General features: G+C 38.2%; 9 protein-coding genes and 2 tRNA genes. 6 read left to right on the top strand and 5 right to left on the bottom strand.

The window, feature by feature from the left end; translation table 11 throughout:
* Together V7D82_RS07460 and V7D82_RS07455 are read left to right on the top strand one after the other, a co-directional pair.
* On the top strand, positions 1-5079 hold the full coding sequence (locus V7D82_RS07460; RefSeq protein ID WP_333600354.1) for a T9SS type B sorting domain-containing protein: 5079 nt from the start codon (positions 1-3) through the stop codon (positions 5077-5079).
* A 3-nt stretch (positions 5080-5082) separates the two neighbouring features.
* Positions 5083-5997, top strand: coding sequence for an alpha/beta hydrolase (locus V7D82_RS07455; RefSeq protein ID WP_333600353.1), 915 nt, complete (start codon positions 5083-5085; stop codon positions 5995-5997).
* A gap of 135 nt (positions 5998-6132) precedes the next feature.
* Here V7D82_RS07455 and typA read toward each other — a convergent pair whose 3' ends face one another.
* Positions 6133-7929: a translational GTPase TypA gene (typA, locus tag V7D82_RS07450; protein ID WP_333600352.1), complete on the bottom strand. Its 1797-nt coding sequence runs from the start codon at positions 7927-7929 to the stop codon at positions 6133-6135.
* Positions 7930-8091: 162 nt separating this feature from the next.
* On the opposite strand from typA, the gene V7D82_RS07445 reads away from it, so the two are divergent.
* The gene (locus V7D82_RS07445) at positions 8092-9813 is read left to right on the top strand and encodes a PAS domain-containing sensor histidine kinase (RefSeq protein WP_333600351.1); all 1722 of its coding nucleotides are present in this window, start codon (positions 8092-8094) and stop codon (positions 9811-9813) included.
* A 4-nt stretch (positions 9814-9817) separates the two neighbouring features.
* On the top strand, positions 9818-10231 hold the full coding sequence (locus tag V7D82_RS07440) for a response regulator (protein WP_333600350.1): 414 nt from the start codon (positions 9818-9820) through the stop codon (positions 10229-10231).
* Between the two features lie 63 nt (positions 10232-10294).
* On the opposite strand, the gene rpsT is transcribed toward V7D82_RS07440, so the two are convergent.
* The 4 genes from rpsT to proS form a co-directional block, all read right to left on the bottom strand.
* Positions 10295-10546: a 30S ribosomal protein S20 gene (rpsT, locus tag V7D82_RS07435; RefSeq protein ID WP_333600349.1), complete on the bottom strand. Its 252-nt coding sequence runs from the start codon at positions 10544-10546 to the stop codon at positions 10295-10297.
* Between the two features lie 152 nt (positions 10547-10698).
* Positions 10699-10770, bottom strand: a tRNA-Glu gene (locus V7D82_RS07430).
* 22 nt (positions 10771-10792) lie between these two features.
* Positions 10793-10864: transfer RNA gene (locus V7D82_RS07425), tRNA-Glu, on the bottom strand.
* Positions 10865-10946: 82 nt separating this feature from the next.
* The gene (gene proS, locus V7D82_RS07420; RefSeq protein ID WP_333600348.1) at positions 10947-12425 is read right to left on the bottom strand and encodes a proline--tRNA ligase; all 1479 of its coding nucleotides are present in this window, start codon (positions 12423-12425) and stop codon (positions 10947-10949) included.
* Positions 12426-12525: 100 nt separating this feature from the next.
* Here proS and V7D82_RS07415 point away from each other — a divergent pair, with 100 nt between their 5' ends.
* Together V7D82_RS07415 and V7D82_RS07410 are read left to right on the top strand one after the other, a co-directional pair.
* The gene (locus V7D82_RS07415; RefSeq protein ID WP_333600347.1) at positions 12526-13479 is read left to right on the top strand and encodes a hypothetical protein; all 954 of its coding nucleotides are present in this window, start codon (positions 12526-12528) and stop codon (positions 13477-13479) included.
* 37 nt (positions 13480-13516) lie between these two features.
* Positions 13517-15004: an OmpP1/FadL family transporter gene (locus tag V7D82_RS07410; RefSeq protein ID WP_333600346.1), complete on the top strand. Its 1488-nt coding sequence runs from the start codon at positions 13517-13519 to the stop codon at positions 15002-15004.
* Positions 15005-15082 lie beyond the last annotated feature (78 nt).

Raw genomic sequence — 15082 nt, 5'->3', positions numbered from 1 at the left:
ATGAAAAAGAGTATTGCCCTTATAATTCTTCTACTATCCTTTTCCGGTTTTGCCCAATTTAGTAAGACACATTATATCCCGCCACTATCGGGTTCTACAAGTCTTACCTCTGAAGATCAATATTTATACATATCCACACCCAATGTCAATCCGATAAATTTCAAAATAATTGAATTAGGTGGTAATACAATACTTGGAACGGTTTCAAGAGATGCACCCTACATTCATTATATTGGTTTTGGCAATGATACACAACTTCATGTGGCCGGAGTTAGCATCAATACAATTCTTGCCAACAAAGGATACATAGTGGAAGCCGATGATATGATTTATGTGTCTGCCAGAGTTACTGCCGGCAATGGAAATCAAGCAGGAGAGTTAGTATCTAAAGGCTTGGCTTCGCTTGGGACACACTTTAGAATTGGAGCCTTTACCAATGAAAGTGCTCCGTCTTATGGCTCCATCCATCATACTTTTATTTCTGTATTGGCTACCGAAAACAACACCAATATTACATTTAGCGACTTTAAACCCGGAGTTCTACTCTATAATACCAATACCGGAAGCGCTCCGGTAAGTATTACTCTGAATAGTGGCGAAAGCTATGTTATAGGGGTTGAAGGACCTAACAATGCTAATCGAGGCGGATTGATTGGTTCCTTAGTTACTTCAGACAGACCCATTGCTGTGAATTGTGGTTCTTTTGGCGGCACTAACGGCGAAATGGCAAATTTGGATTTAGGGTTTGACCAAATTGTTTCTTCGGAAAGAACCGGTAAAGAATATGTATTCATCAAAAGTACCGGTATGGATAATGTAGAGCGCATACTTCTAGTCGCTGATGTAGATAACACCGAAGTGTATTTGGATGGTGCTACAACACCAAGTTATTTATTAAATGCCGGAGATTATGTGGCACTTAATGGTTCACAATACAATGCCGCCGGAAATTTATACGTTAGAACCAGTGAAAACATTTTTGCTTATCAAAGTGTTGGCGATAACGGTTTGCCCAGTCAGGCCAATCAGGAAATGTTTTTTGTGCCACCTCTCAGTTGTCAGACTCCTCACGTTATAGATAACATTCCCTTCATAGAGTATGTTGGCGATAGGCCGTTTAACGGAAGAGTAACGATGGTTACGCAAACAGGAGCCACATTGAATTTTATCATTAACGGTATCAATTATACATTAGCAAGTTTGCCGGGAGCTTCTGTTGATGGGCCTAATAACGTAATGGGAAATCCTAATTACCAAACGTATGTTATCACAGGATTAACGGGTAATGTCTCTGTATATTCCACTGGAGAACTGTATTTAGCAGCTTATGGCTCGAGTGATGCCGCTACTTTTGGTGGATTCTTTTCTGGGTTTACTTTTAAACCCGAAATATCATTTACAAAATTAGATCCTTCGGAATCCAGTTGTATTCCAAACTCTGTGCTATCTGTTAATACGTTAAGCCCTTTTGATACTTTCCAATGGTTCTTTAATAATGTTTTGATGCCAGGAGCTACCAGCAGTAGCTTTACACCTACCGTTCCTGGCAATTATTATGTATCAGCTACCATTTCGAGCTGCGGCACCACCATAGATTCCGACAATATTCCCGTAAGCGATTGTCCTCCGGATACAGACAACGACGGTGTCAACAACAACATCGATTTGGATAATGATAATGATGGAATTACCAATTGTACTGAATCATACGGAAATCAAAATTTTAATTTTACCAATACAAATGCCGGAACTATTGCCGTTGGCAACTACAGCAATTCTTATACAGGAGCTGCGGTCTTTTCGGGTACCGGGGCTCCAGCAACCACTCCAATTGTTGGTGATGCGCTAGGTAATTTTGTAACAGAAACGACCTCTGGAATCAACAATAAAGAAAGTTATACCGTTTCCAACTTCACAAAACCGATAAGCTTATCCTTGGAGTATGCAACTGTGGCGGCTGCAACCGATTTATTTATTTCGGCCACCGAAATTAGAGTTAACTGTCCGGTGAATCAAACCTTAACTATTTTAAATCCAACCAATCAATTATTGATTGACACCAACTATGATGGCATTTATGAAAGTGGCGTAACTCAATTTTCTTCGTTTGAAATTCGATTTCGTTTGAACGGTGTTATGCCTTTAGTTCCCGGTACCGGGACATTTTCAATCAAAGGAAATCTGATTACTTCGCTAACGATAACCAATATAAACCTTACGGATTTAATTAATAGCAAAGTAGCGCTTCGCTTAATCGCTTCCTGTGTTCCATTGGATTCAGACAACGATGGGATTGCGGATCAAAACGATTACGATAGTGACAATGACTCCATACCGGATTTTATAGAAAGCCAAGGTCAAAATGTGGTGGCATTATCCAACGTAGATGTCAATGGTGATGGAATTGATGATGTGTTTAACAGTGGTTTAACTCCGGCCAACAACGATGGGGATACTATTCCGAATTATTTGGATTATGATTCTGATAATGATGGGATTTTTGACATCATCGAATCGGGAAGTCCCGGCAACGGAAGTAATACCAGCGGCATCATGATTGGCGCTTTGGGAACCAATGGTTTTGCCAACAGTCTTGAAACAACTCCCGATAGCGGCATAGCCAATTATACCGTTAGGGATACCGATGGTGATGGGGTTTTCAATTATATAGAATCTGATAGTGACAATGACGGTTGTACCGATGTGATTGAAGCCGGTTTTGTGGATATGAATGGTGATGGCGTTGTGGGTGATGATTCTCCTACTATACTGAATAGTAACGGAACCGTTCTTAGCGCAAGCGGCTACGGTGTTCCGAGTCAAAATTATGTAATAGCTGCTCCTATTTCCATTACCACACAACCTCAAAATGTAACTATCTGCGAATTGCAATCGGCTACGTTTTCGGTAGTTTCAAGTGCGGTAAACTCTTATCAATGGCAAGTTTCCACCAATAACGGAAGTACCTGGACTACCCTAACGAACAATGCCACTTATTCCGGTGCCACAACCACTTCATTGACCGTTGCCAATGTTTCGCCAACGATGATGGGGTATCAATACCGCGTATTTTTGAACAAAACCGGCAACACCTGCGGCTTATATTCGGTTCCGGCCATTTTGACAACCTATCCTTTGCCGGTAGTGACAACTCCAATTTCGCTAAAGCAATGCGACGATGACACTGATGGGATTTCTATCTTTAATTTGACGCAAAAAAATAATGTCATTTCAACTAATTACGCTAATGAAACCTTCACGTATTACACCACTTCAGCCGCCGCGAACACGCAAAACAATACTTTTTTAATTGCCAACCCTATTGCTTATACTACAGGAAACACCAGCGTGTATGCCCGAGTGGAAAACAGCAATGGTTGTTTCAGAGTGGCGCGAATTGACTTGATTGTTTCGGTAACGCAAATTCCGGCCAATTTTGTAATTCCGAATAAATACCAATGTGATGACTATCTTGATGCGGTTAATGATGATAGAGATGGGGTTTCGAGTTTCAATTTTACTTCAATAACCAATAGTCTTTTGGCCATACTACCTAATAATGTTTCTATAAAATATTATAAAACAGAAGCCGATTTCTTAGCCGAAACCGATGCTTTTGGAAATTCATTGGCAATTACTGACCCAACAAACTATAGAAACATTGGCTATCCAAACACGCAAACCATCTGGGTTCGGGTGGATAGTACTTTAGACAATTCTTGCTTTGGATACAAAACATTTGATGTGGTGGTAGAAGCTTTGCCTTTCGCCAATCCGATAAATGCTAACAATCTTATTCGTCATTGCGATGACAATCAAGACGGACAATACGGCTTTGACACTAGCGGAATTCAGGCTTTGGTTTTAAACGGTCAAACCAATGTTACTGTAAAATACTTCAGAGCCAATGGCACACAACTTTCAACGCCATTACCTAATCCGTTTGTGGTAAATGGTTCTGAAACTATAACTATAAAAGTATTCAATAACACCACACAAACCGGCGGAACGCCTTGTTCTGATGACGAAACTTTGCAATTTCTTGTAGACGATTTGCCACAGGCATTCCCTATTCCAGTCAGTTTAACTACCGTTTGTGATGATGAGCTAATTGCTATTGATCAGGACGGGCTACACAATTTTGACACCTCAACTTTTGATGCTCATATATTGAATGGGCAAACCGGTATGACGCTTTATTATTTTGATGCCAATAATACTCCGTTGTCAAGTCCGTTGCCCAATCCTTTTACATCGGGCACACAAAACATAAAAGTAGTGATTGAGAATCCTATCAATACTACTTGTCCGGTTTCGGCTGTCATTCCTTTGGTGGTTAATCCTGTACCAAAAATAGATCAGGAAGAAGCCATTGTTATTTGCTTGCCAAGAACCCAAACCATTCTGGATGCCGGAATTTTAGATGGAACCCCAACTTCGAATTATTCATTCCAATGGTATTTGAACGGACAATTGTTGCCGGGACGCACCAATTATACACTGACAGTGAATAGTCCCGGAACCTATAGTGTCAGCGTAACGAATTCTTTTGGTTGTCCTAAAACCCGAACCATAACCGTAACCGGTTCCGAAATAGCGAGCATTCAGGACATAGCGGTAACCGATTTTACCGAGATCAATTCTATCTTAGTAACAGTAACCGGTTCCGGTGATTATGAATATGCCTTAGATGATATTGATGGCCCTTACCGCGATAGCAATTTCTTCAACAATGTGCCTATGGGATTGCATCAACTGTATGTTCAGGACAAAAATGGTTGCGGTATAGTGGGGCCAATTGCAGTACCAGTCATGGGAATTCCGCATTATTTTACGCCCAATGGTGATGGTTTCCACGAGTATTGGAATATACAAGGTATCAGTCCACTTTCGGCTAATGCGCATTCGATCATTTATATTTTTGACCGCTACGGTAAACTAATGAAACAAATTCAACCTGTAAGTGCCGGCTGGGACGGAACCTATAATGGTCACGACATGCCATCAGATGATTATTGGTACACCATTCAATTGGCTGATGGACGCAATATTAAAGGACATTTCACCCTAAAACGATAAACCATGAAATCTTTTTCAACTCTGATATTTATAGCAATTAGTATGATTTCTACAGCACAAATCAAAGTGACTTCGGGCAGTATAAAACGTTTTGAAAACTTCAGTTCCGAATTTGTGGATGCCCGAAATGTGGATGTTTGGTTGCCTGATGGCTATTCTGAAAAAGAAAAATATGCTGTTTTGTATATGCACGATGGGCAAATGCTTTTTGACGAAGACTTATCCTGGAACAAACATGTTTGGGAAGTAGATGAAACTGCCGGAAAATTAATAGCTGCTGCCAAAACCAAAAAATTCATAGTAGTGGGCATTTGGAACAATGGTTTGAAACGGCACGGCGAATATTTTCCGCAAAAGGCTTATGAGAAACTAACTGCTGAGCAGCAACAATTTGTTTCCAATAATTTGATTGAAAGAGGTATTATTGGAACAAACTTCAACGTTACTTCCGATAATTATTTGAAATTTTTGGTAACGGAACTAAAACCTTTTATTGATAAAACCTTTTCGACCAAAACCGACAGTGCTAATACTTTTATAGCCGGTTCGAGTATGGGAGGTTTGATTTCGCTGTATGCGATTTGTGAATACCCGAAAGTATTTGGTGGTGCGGCGTGCTTGTCAACTCATTGGACGGGTATTTATCAACTGGAGAACAATCCTATTCCGGAGACGTTTTATGCTTATCTAAAAACACATTTACCCGACCCCAAAAATCATAAAATTTACTTTGACTATGGCGACCAAACATTAGATGCTTTGTATCGCAACTTGCAGCGAAAAGTAGATGGTATTATGGAAGCCAAAGGCTATAGAGCCACCAACTGGGTGACCAAGTTCTTCCCGGGAAAAGACCACTCAGAAGCGGCTTGGCGTGAAAGACTTGACATTCCGTTGCAGTTTTTGTTGGGAAAATAAAGCCATAGCCCAGATGGGAACGGCATCCTTTTGTGCTGGTTTTCCGGCGCAAAAGATATAGTGGACAGCTGGAAACAGCTCCTAACAAAAAACCCTCTCATTGCTGAAAGGGTTTCTTTTTATGGTAAATACAATTTATATTTTATTGCGTTTTCTATCATTTTCGTTTAGATAGATTTTTCTCAAACGAATAGATTTTGGCGTAACCTCTACATATTCGTCTTTTTGAATGTACTCCAACGCTTCTTCTAATGAGAAAATAATCGGAGGGATTATCCTTGCTTTTTCATCATTACCTGACGAACGAACGTTAGACTGTTTTTTCTCTTTAGTTACGTTTACACTCATATCATCACCACGTGAGTTTTCTCCAATTACCTGACCTTCGTAAATTTCGGCATTTGGTTCAACAAAAAACTTACCACGATCTTGTAATTTATCGATAGAATAAGGGATAGCTTTTCCTTTTTCCATAGAAATTAATGAACCTTTGTTACGTCCAGCAATTTCACCTTTGTAAGGCTCATATCCAATGAAACGGTGCGCCATAATAGCCTCACCAGCTGTAGCAGTAAGCAATTGGTTACGCAATCCAATAATTCCACGAGATGGAATATTAAATTTGATAATCATACGTTCCCCTTTAGTTTCCATAGAAAGCATTTCTCCTTTTCTAACAGTAACAAACTCTACTGCTCTACCTGAAAGTGTTTCTGGCAAATCGATAGTCAATTCTTCAATTGGCTCACACTTTTGACCATCAATTTCCTTGATGATAACCTGTGGTTGCCCAATTTGCAATTCGTAACCTTCTCTTCTCATGGTTTCAATCAAAACCGATAAGTGAAGAACTCCACGACCAAAAACCATGAATTTATCCGCTGAATCAGTTTCACCTAATTTCATCGCTAAGTTTTTCTCTAATTCTTTGGTCAGACGATCTCTGATGTGACGTGATGTTACAAATTTACCTTCTTTACCAAAGAAAGGAGAGTCATTAATGGTAAACAACATACTCATTGTTGGCTCATCAATAGCAATAGATGCTAAACCTTCTGGGTTTTCATGATCGGCGATTGTATCACCAATTTCAAAACCTTCTACGCCAACAATTGCACAAATATCTCCGGCAATTACTTCTGTTACTTTTTTACGGCCAAGACCTTCAAAAGTATGTAGTTCTTTAATTCTGGATTTTGTTACAGTACCATCTCTTTTTACCAAAGAAATAGGCATTCCTTCTTTCAAAACACCTCTTTCCAAACGACCAATAGCAATACGTCCTGTAAATGCTGAGAAATCTAACGATGTAATCAACATTTGAGGTGTTCCTACAGATACTTTTGGCGCTGGTACATGTTCAACAACCATATCCAATAATGGCTCGATATTTTCTGTTTGATTTCTGAAATCATCAGACATCCAGTTGTTTTTAGCCGAACCGTAAACGGTTGGGAAATCCAACTGCCATTCTTCAGCACCTAATTCAAACATTAAGTCGAATACTTTTTCGTGTACTTCTTCCGGAGTACAGTTTTCCTTATCTACTTTATTGATAACCACGCAAGGTTTTAAACCTAAATCGATGGCTTTTTGCAACACGAAACGCGTTTGTGGCATTGGTCCTTCAAAGGCATCAACCAACAAACAAACTCCATCAGCCATGTTCAATACTCTTTCTACTTCACCACCAAAATCGGCGTGACCCGGAGTATCGATAATATTGATTTTGGTTCCTTTGTAAACAACTGAAACGTTTTTAGAAGTAATCGTAATTCCTCTTTCACGCTCTAAGTCATTGTTATCCAGAATTAAATCACCGGTATTCTCGTTTTCACGAAATAACTGACAGTGATACATAATTTTGTCAACCAATGTTGTTTTACCGTGGTCAACGTGGGCAATAATTGCAATGTTTCTAATAGATTCCATGTGTGCTTTTTTGTGGGTGCAAAGGTACACTTTATTTTCAGATAAAAAACCAATAACAAATTAGTTTACACTTTATTAAAATCAGCCCGAAAGTTTATAAAATCTTTAATAAGTTTTTGCTTAAATTTTAAAACTTATTTGAAAATATATATATTTGGAGTAATGAAAAATAATTCCAATAAAATAACATTAACATACGTCCTTATATTAATGTTTGTGGCTGTCGTAGGTCACAAAGTGGTACTAAATTATTCTTCAAATTCTTCTTCTGAAACCCTACACAAGTACTATTATATTGAGGATTTGGTACTTATTCTTTTTTCCGGAATTGTTTTCAAGTTCATTTTGTTTCGAAATGATTTAAAAAACAAATCGGTTTTTCAGAAACTGCAAGTAATCAACAACGAGATTATCGAATCGAACGAACGATACGACATTGTGGCCAAAGCTACCAGTGATACGATTTGGGATTGGAAAATTGAAAGCGACAGTTTTGTATGGAACAAAGGAATACAAGGTGTTTTTGGTTACAAGAAAGAAGATGTGGGCAAAACCTCCAAATGGTGGTTTGATCGAATCCATCCGGAAGACAGTTTAAAAATGTCGGTGAAGTTATATTCCTTTTTGGAACAAAAAACAGAAAAATGGCAGGATGAATACCGTTTCAAATGTGCTGACGGTACTTATAAATATGTTTTTGACAGGGGATTTTTAGTAAAAGATAAAGACGGAAAGCCTATCCGAATGATTGGAGCTATTCAGGATGTTACCAAACAAAAAGAGGAAGAACAACGACTTCGATTACTGGAAACGGTAATTACACAAACCAAAGACGCTGTAATGATTACCGATATTGACACTACCGAAAATGTCATTCCGAATATTATCTTCGTCAACTCTGCCTTTACAGACATGACCGGTTATCCGGCTGAGGAGGTTATTGGTAAATCACCGGTATTGTTTTTTGGACAGAAATCGGATATTTTAGAATTTGACAAATTAAAAACCGCCATTCAGGAATACAAAGAGTGTTTTATCGAAATGATTAGCTACAAAAAAAGTGGCGAAGAGTTTTGGGTAAATTTCTCTATGATTCCGGTAACCAACAAAGATGGCGAGCATTCCCACTGGATTTCGATTCAAAGAGATGTCACTGAAGAAAAAGAAAAGCAAAAGGAAAGAGAACAACTTATTCGGGAATTAACCCAAAACAATAAGGATTTAAAACAGTTCTCCTACATCACTTCTCACAACTTAAGAGCGCCATTATCCAATTTGACCGGGCTATTGAATCTTTTGGATGACATGACCATAGAAGACCAGGAGTTAAAAGAAATCATCAATGGCTTTACCAAATCAACGCATTTGCTGAATGAAACTATTAATGACTTGGTAAAAGTGGTTATTATTAAAGATAATCCGTCCATTCAGAAAGAGAAAGTACTCATTAAAGAAGTTTTTGAAAATGTTTTCAACCAGCTGAGCTTCCTAATCAGCCTGCACAAACCTATTTTAAAAATAGATTTAGAAGAAGTGACAATTTTAAATATCAATAAGTCTTATTTAGAAAGTATTTTTCTAAATTTACTCACGAACTCAATCAAATACAGAGCCACCACCAGACAATTGAGAGTCAACATTTCATCTCAAGTAGTAGATGATAATTTGATTTTAACATTCAAAGACAATGGAATCGGTATCGATTTAGAAAGAAACAGAGATAAAATTTTTGGTTTGTACCAACGTTTTCACAATCATCCGGACAGTAAAGGTTTAGGATTATATCTTGTAAAATCTCAGGTAGAAGCCATGGAAGGAACCATAACCGTAGTAAGTGAAGTGGGAAAAGGAACCACCTTTACTATTATTTTTAAAAACAGTTAAATAAATGCTAGATAAAATTTTTTGTGTAGATGATGATTCCATAACGCTAATGCTTTGTAAAAAAGTAATTGAGCGGGCTGAATTTGCAAAAGAAATAGTCACCGCACAAAATGGCGAAGAAGCCATCCAATACTTTCATGATTTGGCGGAGAAACAAAAAGCAGGCGCTAGTATATCCTATCCTAAATTAACGCTGCTCGATTTAAACATGCCTATAATGAATGGTTGGGAATTTCTGGACACCTACCTTCAATGTGGCTATCAAGACCTTTTTAAAGAAGCCAAATTCATTGTACTTTCTTCAACCATTGATCCGCATGATGTAAATCAAACCAAGAACTACCCTATCGTTATAGACTTTATGTCAAAACCCATAACAAAAGAAATGATGGAAAGTTTGAAATCCAAACACCAATAAAAGCAAAACAAAAAAAAGCACCCGAAATCGAGTGCTTTTTTTAATATCTTAAAACAAGTTGAATTATAACTTCGAAACGTGTTTTGTTAATTTAGATTTTAAGTTAGCTGCTTTGTTATCATGAATGATATTTTTCTTCGCTAATTTGTCAATCATAGAGATAACTGTAGATAATTTTGCAGAAGCATCTGATTTATCTGTAGCCAATCTCAATGCTTTGATAGCATTACGGGTTGTTTTGTGTTGGTATCTATTCAACACTCTTTTCTTTTCGTTGCTTCTGATTCTTTTTAAAGCTGACTTATGATTTGCCATTTTCTTGTAATTTAATTGTAATTAATAATAAACTATTTAGTTAAAAAAGAAAAACCTCCCACAATTAAAATAATCACTTTGGTTTTAACTAATAAAACAAAAATTCGAGACACTGAACGCTTGTTTTATAAAACTAATTTACAACTAATTTGTAGCCCGTAGGGGAATCGAACCCCTCTTACCAGGATGAAAACCTGGCGTCCTAACCGATAGACGAACGGGCCGTTTTTAAGCTTTAATATTTTGTAGCCCGTAGGGGAATCGAACCCCTCTTACCAGGATGAAAACCTGGCGTCCTAACCGATAGACGAACGGGCCATCTTTGCTTAAAAATGCGGTTGCAAAAATACAACTATTTTTCAATCCCGCAAGGGTGCAACTATTTTTTTCTGAATTTTTCTTAATAGGCTTTTGCAAACAGCACTCTGCCAGTAGATTTGCTTCCTGAAAAAACACATTTTCCTTCCTCCTCTACGCGGTCTAATGGTATGCAACGAATGGTTGCTTTGGTCAAATCCTTGATTTTTTCTTCGGTTTCCGGAGTCCCATCCCAATGGGCTGAGATAAATCCGGTTTTATTTTCCAAAACATCCTTAAATTCCTCAAACGAATTAACTTCTGTTATATGCGTATTTCTATATTCCAAGGCACGATTGAATAAATCTTTCTGAATTTGTTCCAATAAATCGGCAATGTAATTTACCGCTCCATCACTTGAAACCACTTCTTTGGTCAGCGTATCGCGTCGAGCTACTTCGAAAGTACCGTTTTCTAAATCTTTAGGGCCAATCGCAATTCGAACCGGAACCCCTTTCAATTCCCATTCGGCAAATTTGAATCCAGGTTTCTGAGTTGTTCGGTTATCAAACTTAACTGGAATACCCAGTTTTTTAAACTGAACCACTAATTCATTAGCGACAACCGATATCTGATTGAATTCTTCATCTGTTTTGAAAATCGGCACAATTACAACCTGAATAGGCGCTAAATTAGGTGGCAAAACCAATCCGTTATCATCGGAATGGGTCATTACCAAAGCTCCCATCAAACGAGTTGATACACCCCATGAAGTTCCCCAAACAAATTCTTGCTTCCCTTCCTGATTGGCAAATTTCACATCAAAAGCTTCGGCAAAATTCTGTCCCAAGAAATGCGAAGTTCCGGCTTGAAGTGCTTTCCCATCCTGCATTAAAGCTTCAATGCAATAGGTTTCTTCGGCGCCGGCAAAACGCTCAGATTCTGTTTTCAACCCTTTGATTACCGGAATAGCCATAAAGTTTTCAGCAAACTCTGCATAAACATGCATCATTTTTTCAGACTCTTCGATAGCTTCTGCCTTAGTGGCATGAGCGGTATGTCCTTCCTGCCATAAAAATTCGGCAGTTCTTAAAAACAATCTTGTTCTCATTTCCCAACGAACCACATTGGCCCATTGATTAATAAGCAAAGGCAAATCTCTATACGATTGTACCCAATTTTTATATGTTGACCAGATAATAGCTTCCGACGTAGGGCGAACAATCAATTCTTCTTCCAGTTTAGCATTAGGGTCCACCATCAGCTTTCCTGGTCGGGATTCGTCATTTTTCAAACGGTAATGAGTAACCACGGCGCATTCTTTGGCGAAGCCTTCGGCATTCTTTTCTTCGGCTTCAAACATGCTTTTGGGTACAAAAAGAGGAAAATAGGCATTGCTGTGTCCGGTTTCTTTGAACATTCTGTCTAATTCTGCTTGCATTTTTTCCCAAATTGCATAGCCATACGGTTTGATAACCATACAGCCTCTAACCCCTGAATTCTCGGCTAAATCAGCCTTGACAACCAGTTCGTTATACCATTTGGAATAGTCTTCTGCTCTCTTTGTTAAGTTCTTACTCATAATGAATAGTTTGGCATAAAAATTGTTTAACTTTTTTTAACTAAATAGTTCAGCAAAACTAACTATTTTTGTATAGTCCAACAATAAAAATGCTATAGATATGAAAACTTATTATTTACGCAGCAAAAGAGTATCCATTTATTCACTATTTGGATTTCTTGCCTTTGCCATTACCTCATGTGGGTCTTATCAAAACAGTTCTTACTACGACGGAGATGGCGTTTATGGAAATTCCGGAGACAATAAAAGACAAACTACTTCGAATGACAATAGTCAAAGCAACAAATATCAGGAATACTTCAGTGATTTAAATAAAAACCCTGAAATAGTTACAGATGTTGACAACTATAGCACTGTAAACAACGACACTATCAACAAAACCCAAAATTATAATGCGAATAACAATAATTCAGGTTGGGGAAGTAATCCTCAAACGGTAACCGTAAATGTTTATGACAGCAACTGGGGATATGGTTACTGGAATAATTATTGGTATGGTGGTTATTGGGGCAATAGTTGGTATGGTCCATCATGGGGCTGGGGTTGGAACAGTTGGTACGGCCCTTCATGGAGTATAGGTTGGAATAGCTGGTATGGCCCAAGTTGGTACGGAGGATACTATGGGTATGGTTATAACAACTGGTGTGGTAATTATTACAACAATTACTATCATGCCGGTGGTAGAAGAGGCGGTTCAAGCTATGGCTATGCTGCCAATGGTTCAAGAAATGGAAGTTATAGAAACTCGTACAATAATGGTGTAAGAGGTAATTCTTTTACTTCAAATACACCAAGAAATCACACTTTCAGTAATACGCGATCTAACTCAACAAATTCCGTTAGAAGTAATACTTATAATACTCCGAGACCGAATACCTATCAAAATCAAAATGCTCCGCAACAACCAAGAAGCAATGTGCGAAGTGAATCAGCCCCTGTTCGTTCCTATACCCCAAGTAATTATGGAGGTGGACGCTCTTATGGCGGAGGAAGCAGTGGCGGAGGCGGAGGCTATAGTGGTGGTGGAAGATCATCAGGAGGTGGAAGAAGATAATCTGTATTTTACATACTTATAGCATAAAAGAATTACTATGAAAAAAAACTTTCTATTATTAATGGCCGGACTTTCTTTTTCGGCAATTCAAGCACAAGAAGCGACACCTGAAGATGCTCTGAGGTTAGCTGTTGACAACATCACCGGAACTGCCCGATACCGAGCCATGGGAGGAGCATTCGGAGCCATTGGTGGTGATTTATCTGCTTTAAATCAAAACCCAGCCGGTTCGCTTTTCTTCAATAATAACTATGCCACAGCCACAGGAACAATATACAACACTAAGAATAGTTCCAGTTATTTTGGCACCAGAACCAATGAGAACGATAATACATTAGACTTAAATCAGGCTGGTGTTGTTTTTGTATTTACAGATAACAACAATAAAAACGGCTGGAAAAAACTAGCAGTAGCCTTTAATTATGAAAATACCAATAATTTCAGCAACAGTATTTTCTCAGCCGGAACGAATCCATCAAACTCAATTAATAATTACTTTTTAAATTTTGCCCAAGGGTTTAACGAAACGGATTTGAGCGGTTTAGATTATACCGATTTTGGTTTTGACGGTCAACAAGCATACTTAGGTTATCAAGCTTATTTATTTGATGCTAATTCGGCTAATACTTATGTTAGCAATGTCCCTTCCGGCGCCCATTATTACCAAGATAATTATTTAACATCTACCGGCTATAACGGTAAATTGATTGGGAATTTTGCCACTCAATACAAAGACATTCTTTATTTGGGTTTCAATATCAATGCGCATTTTACCGATTATACCCGAACTACTTCATTATATGAAAGCAACGATAGTCCGGCGACTACCAAAGTGTATTCTATTCAGTTTGATAATGAGCTGCACACTTATGGTTCCGGAATCTCTTTTAATCTTGGTGCTATAGTAAAAGTTATGCCGGAATTAAGATTGGGGCTGGCTTATGAGTCTCCCACCTGGTATCACTTAAATGACGAATTAACACAACGTGTTATCGGAAAAAGCATCAATGGAGCCAATAGCTATACTGATGTTGTAGATCCACAAATAACCAACGTTTATGATGCTTATAAAATCCAAACTCCGGCAAAATGGACAGGAAGTTTGGCTTACATTTATGGTAAAAAAGGTTTATTGAGTGTTGATGTTTCCACAAAAGATTACAGCACTACCCGATTCAAACCAAAAAATGAAAGCCCATTCAGAGAATTGAATTCCTATATGAGCAATGCCTTAGATAATGCTATCGAAGTGCGAATTGGCGGGGAATACAAAATAAAACAAGTATCACTACGTGGCGGATATCATTTTGATCAAAGTCCTTATAAAGTAGATGCCCCTTTTGGCGACTTGACTGGGTATTCGGGCGGAATTGGCTACAACTTTGGCGAAAGCCGATTAGACTTAGCGTATTCTTATGATCACAGAAATATGAATCAGGCATTAATTTCCTCAGGAATGACCGATGCCGCCAGAATAAGCCGTTACAACAATAATATATCCATCAGTTACTCGATAAATTTTTAATATCAATCGGTTTCAAACATAAACCATCTCGCTATCCGGGATGGTTTTTTTATTTTTAACAGTCACGCCATCAATTTA

The organism is Flavobacterium sp. (assembly GCF_036741995.1).
GTDB lineage: Bacteria > Bacteroidota > Bacteroidia > Flavobacteriales > Flavobacteriaceae > Flavobacterium.
Note: the sequence above shows the minus strand (reverse complement) of the source record. Positions and strands in the feature narration are given on the sequence as shown.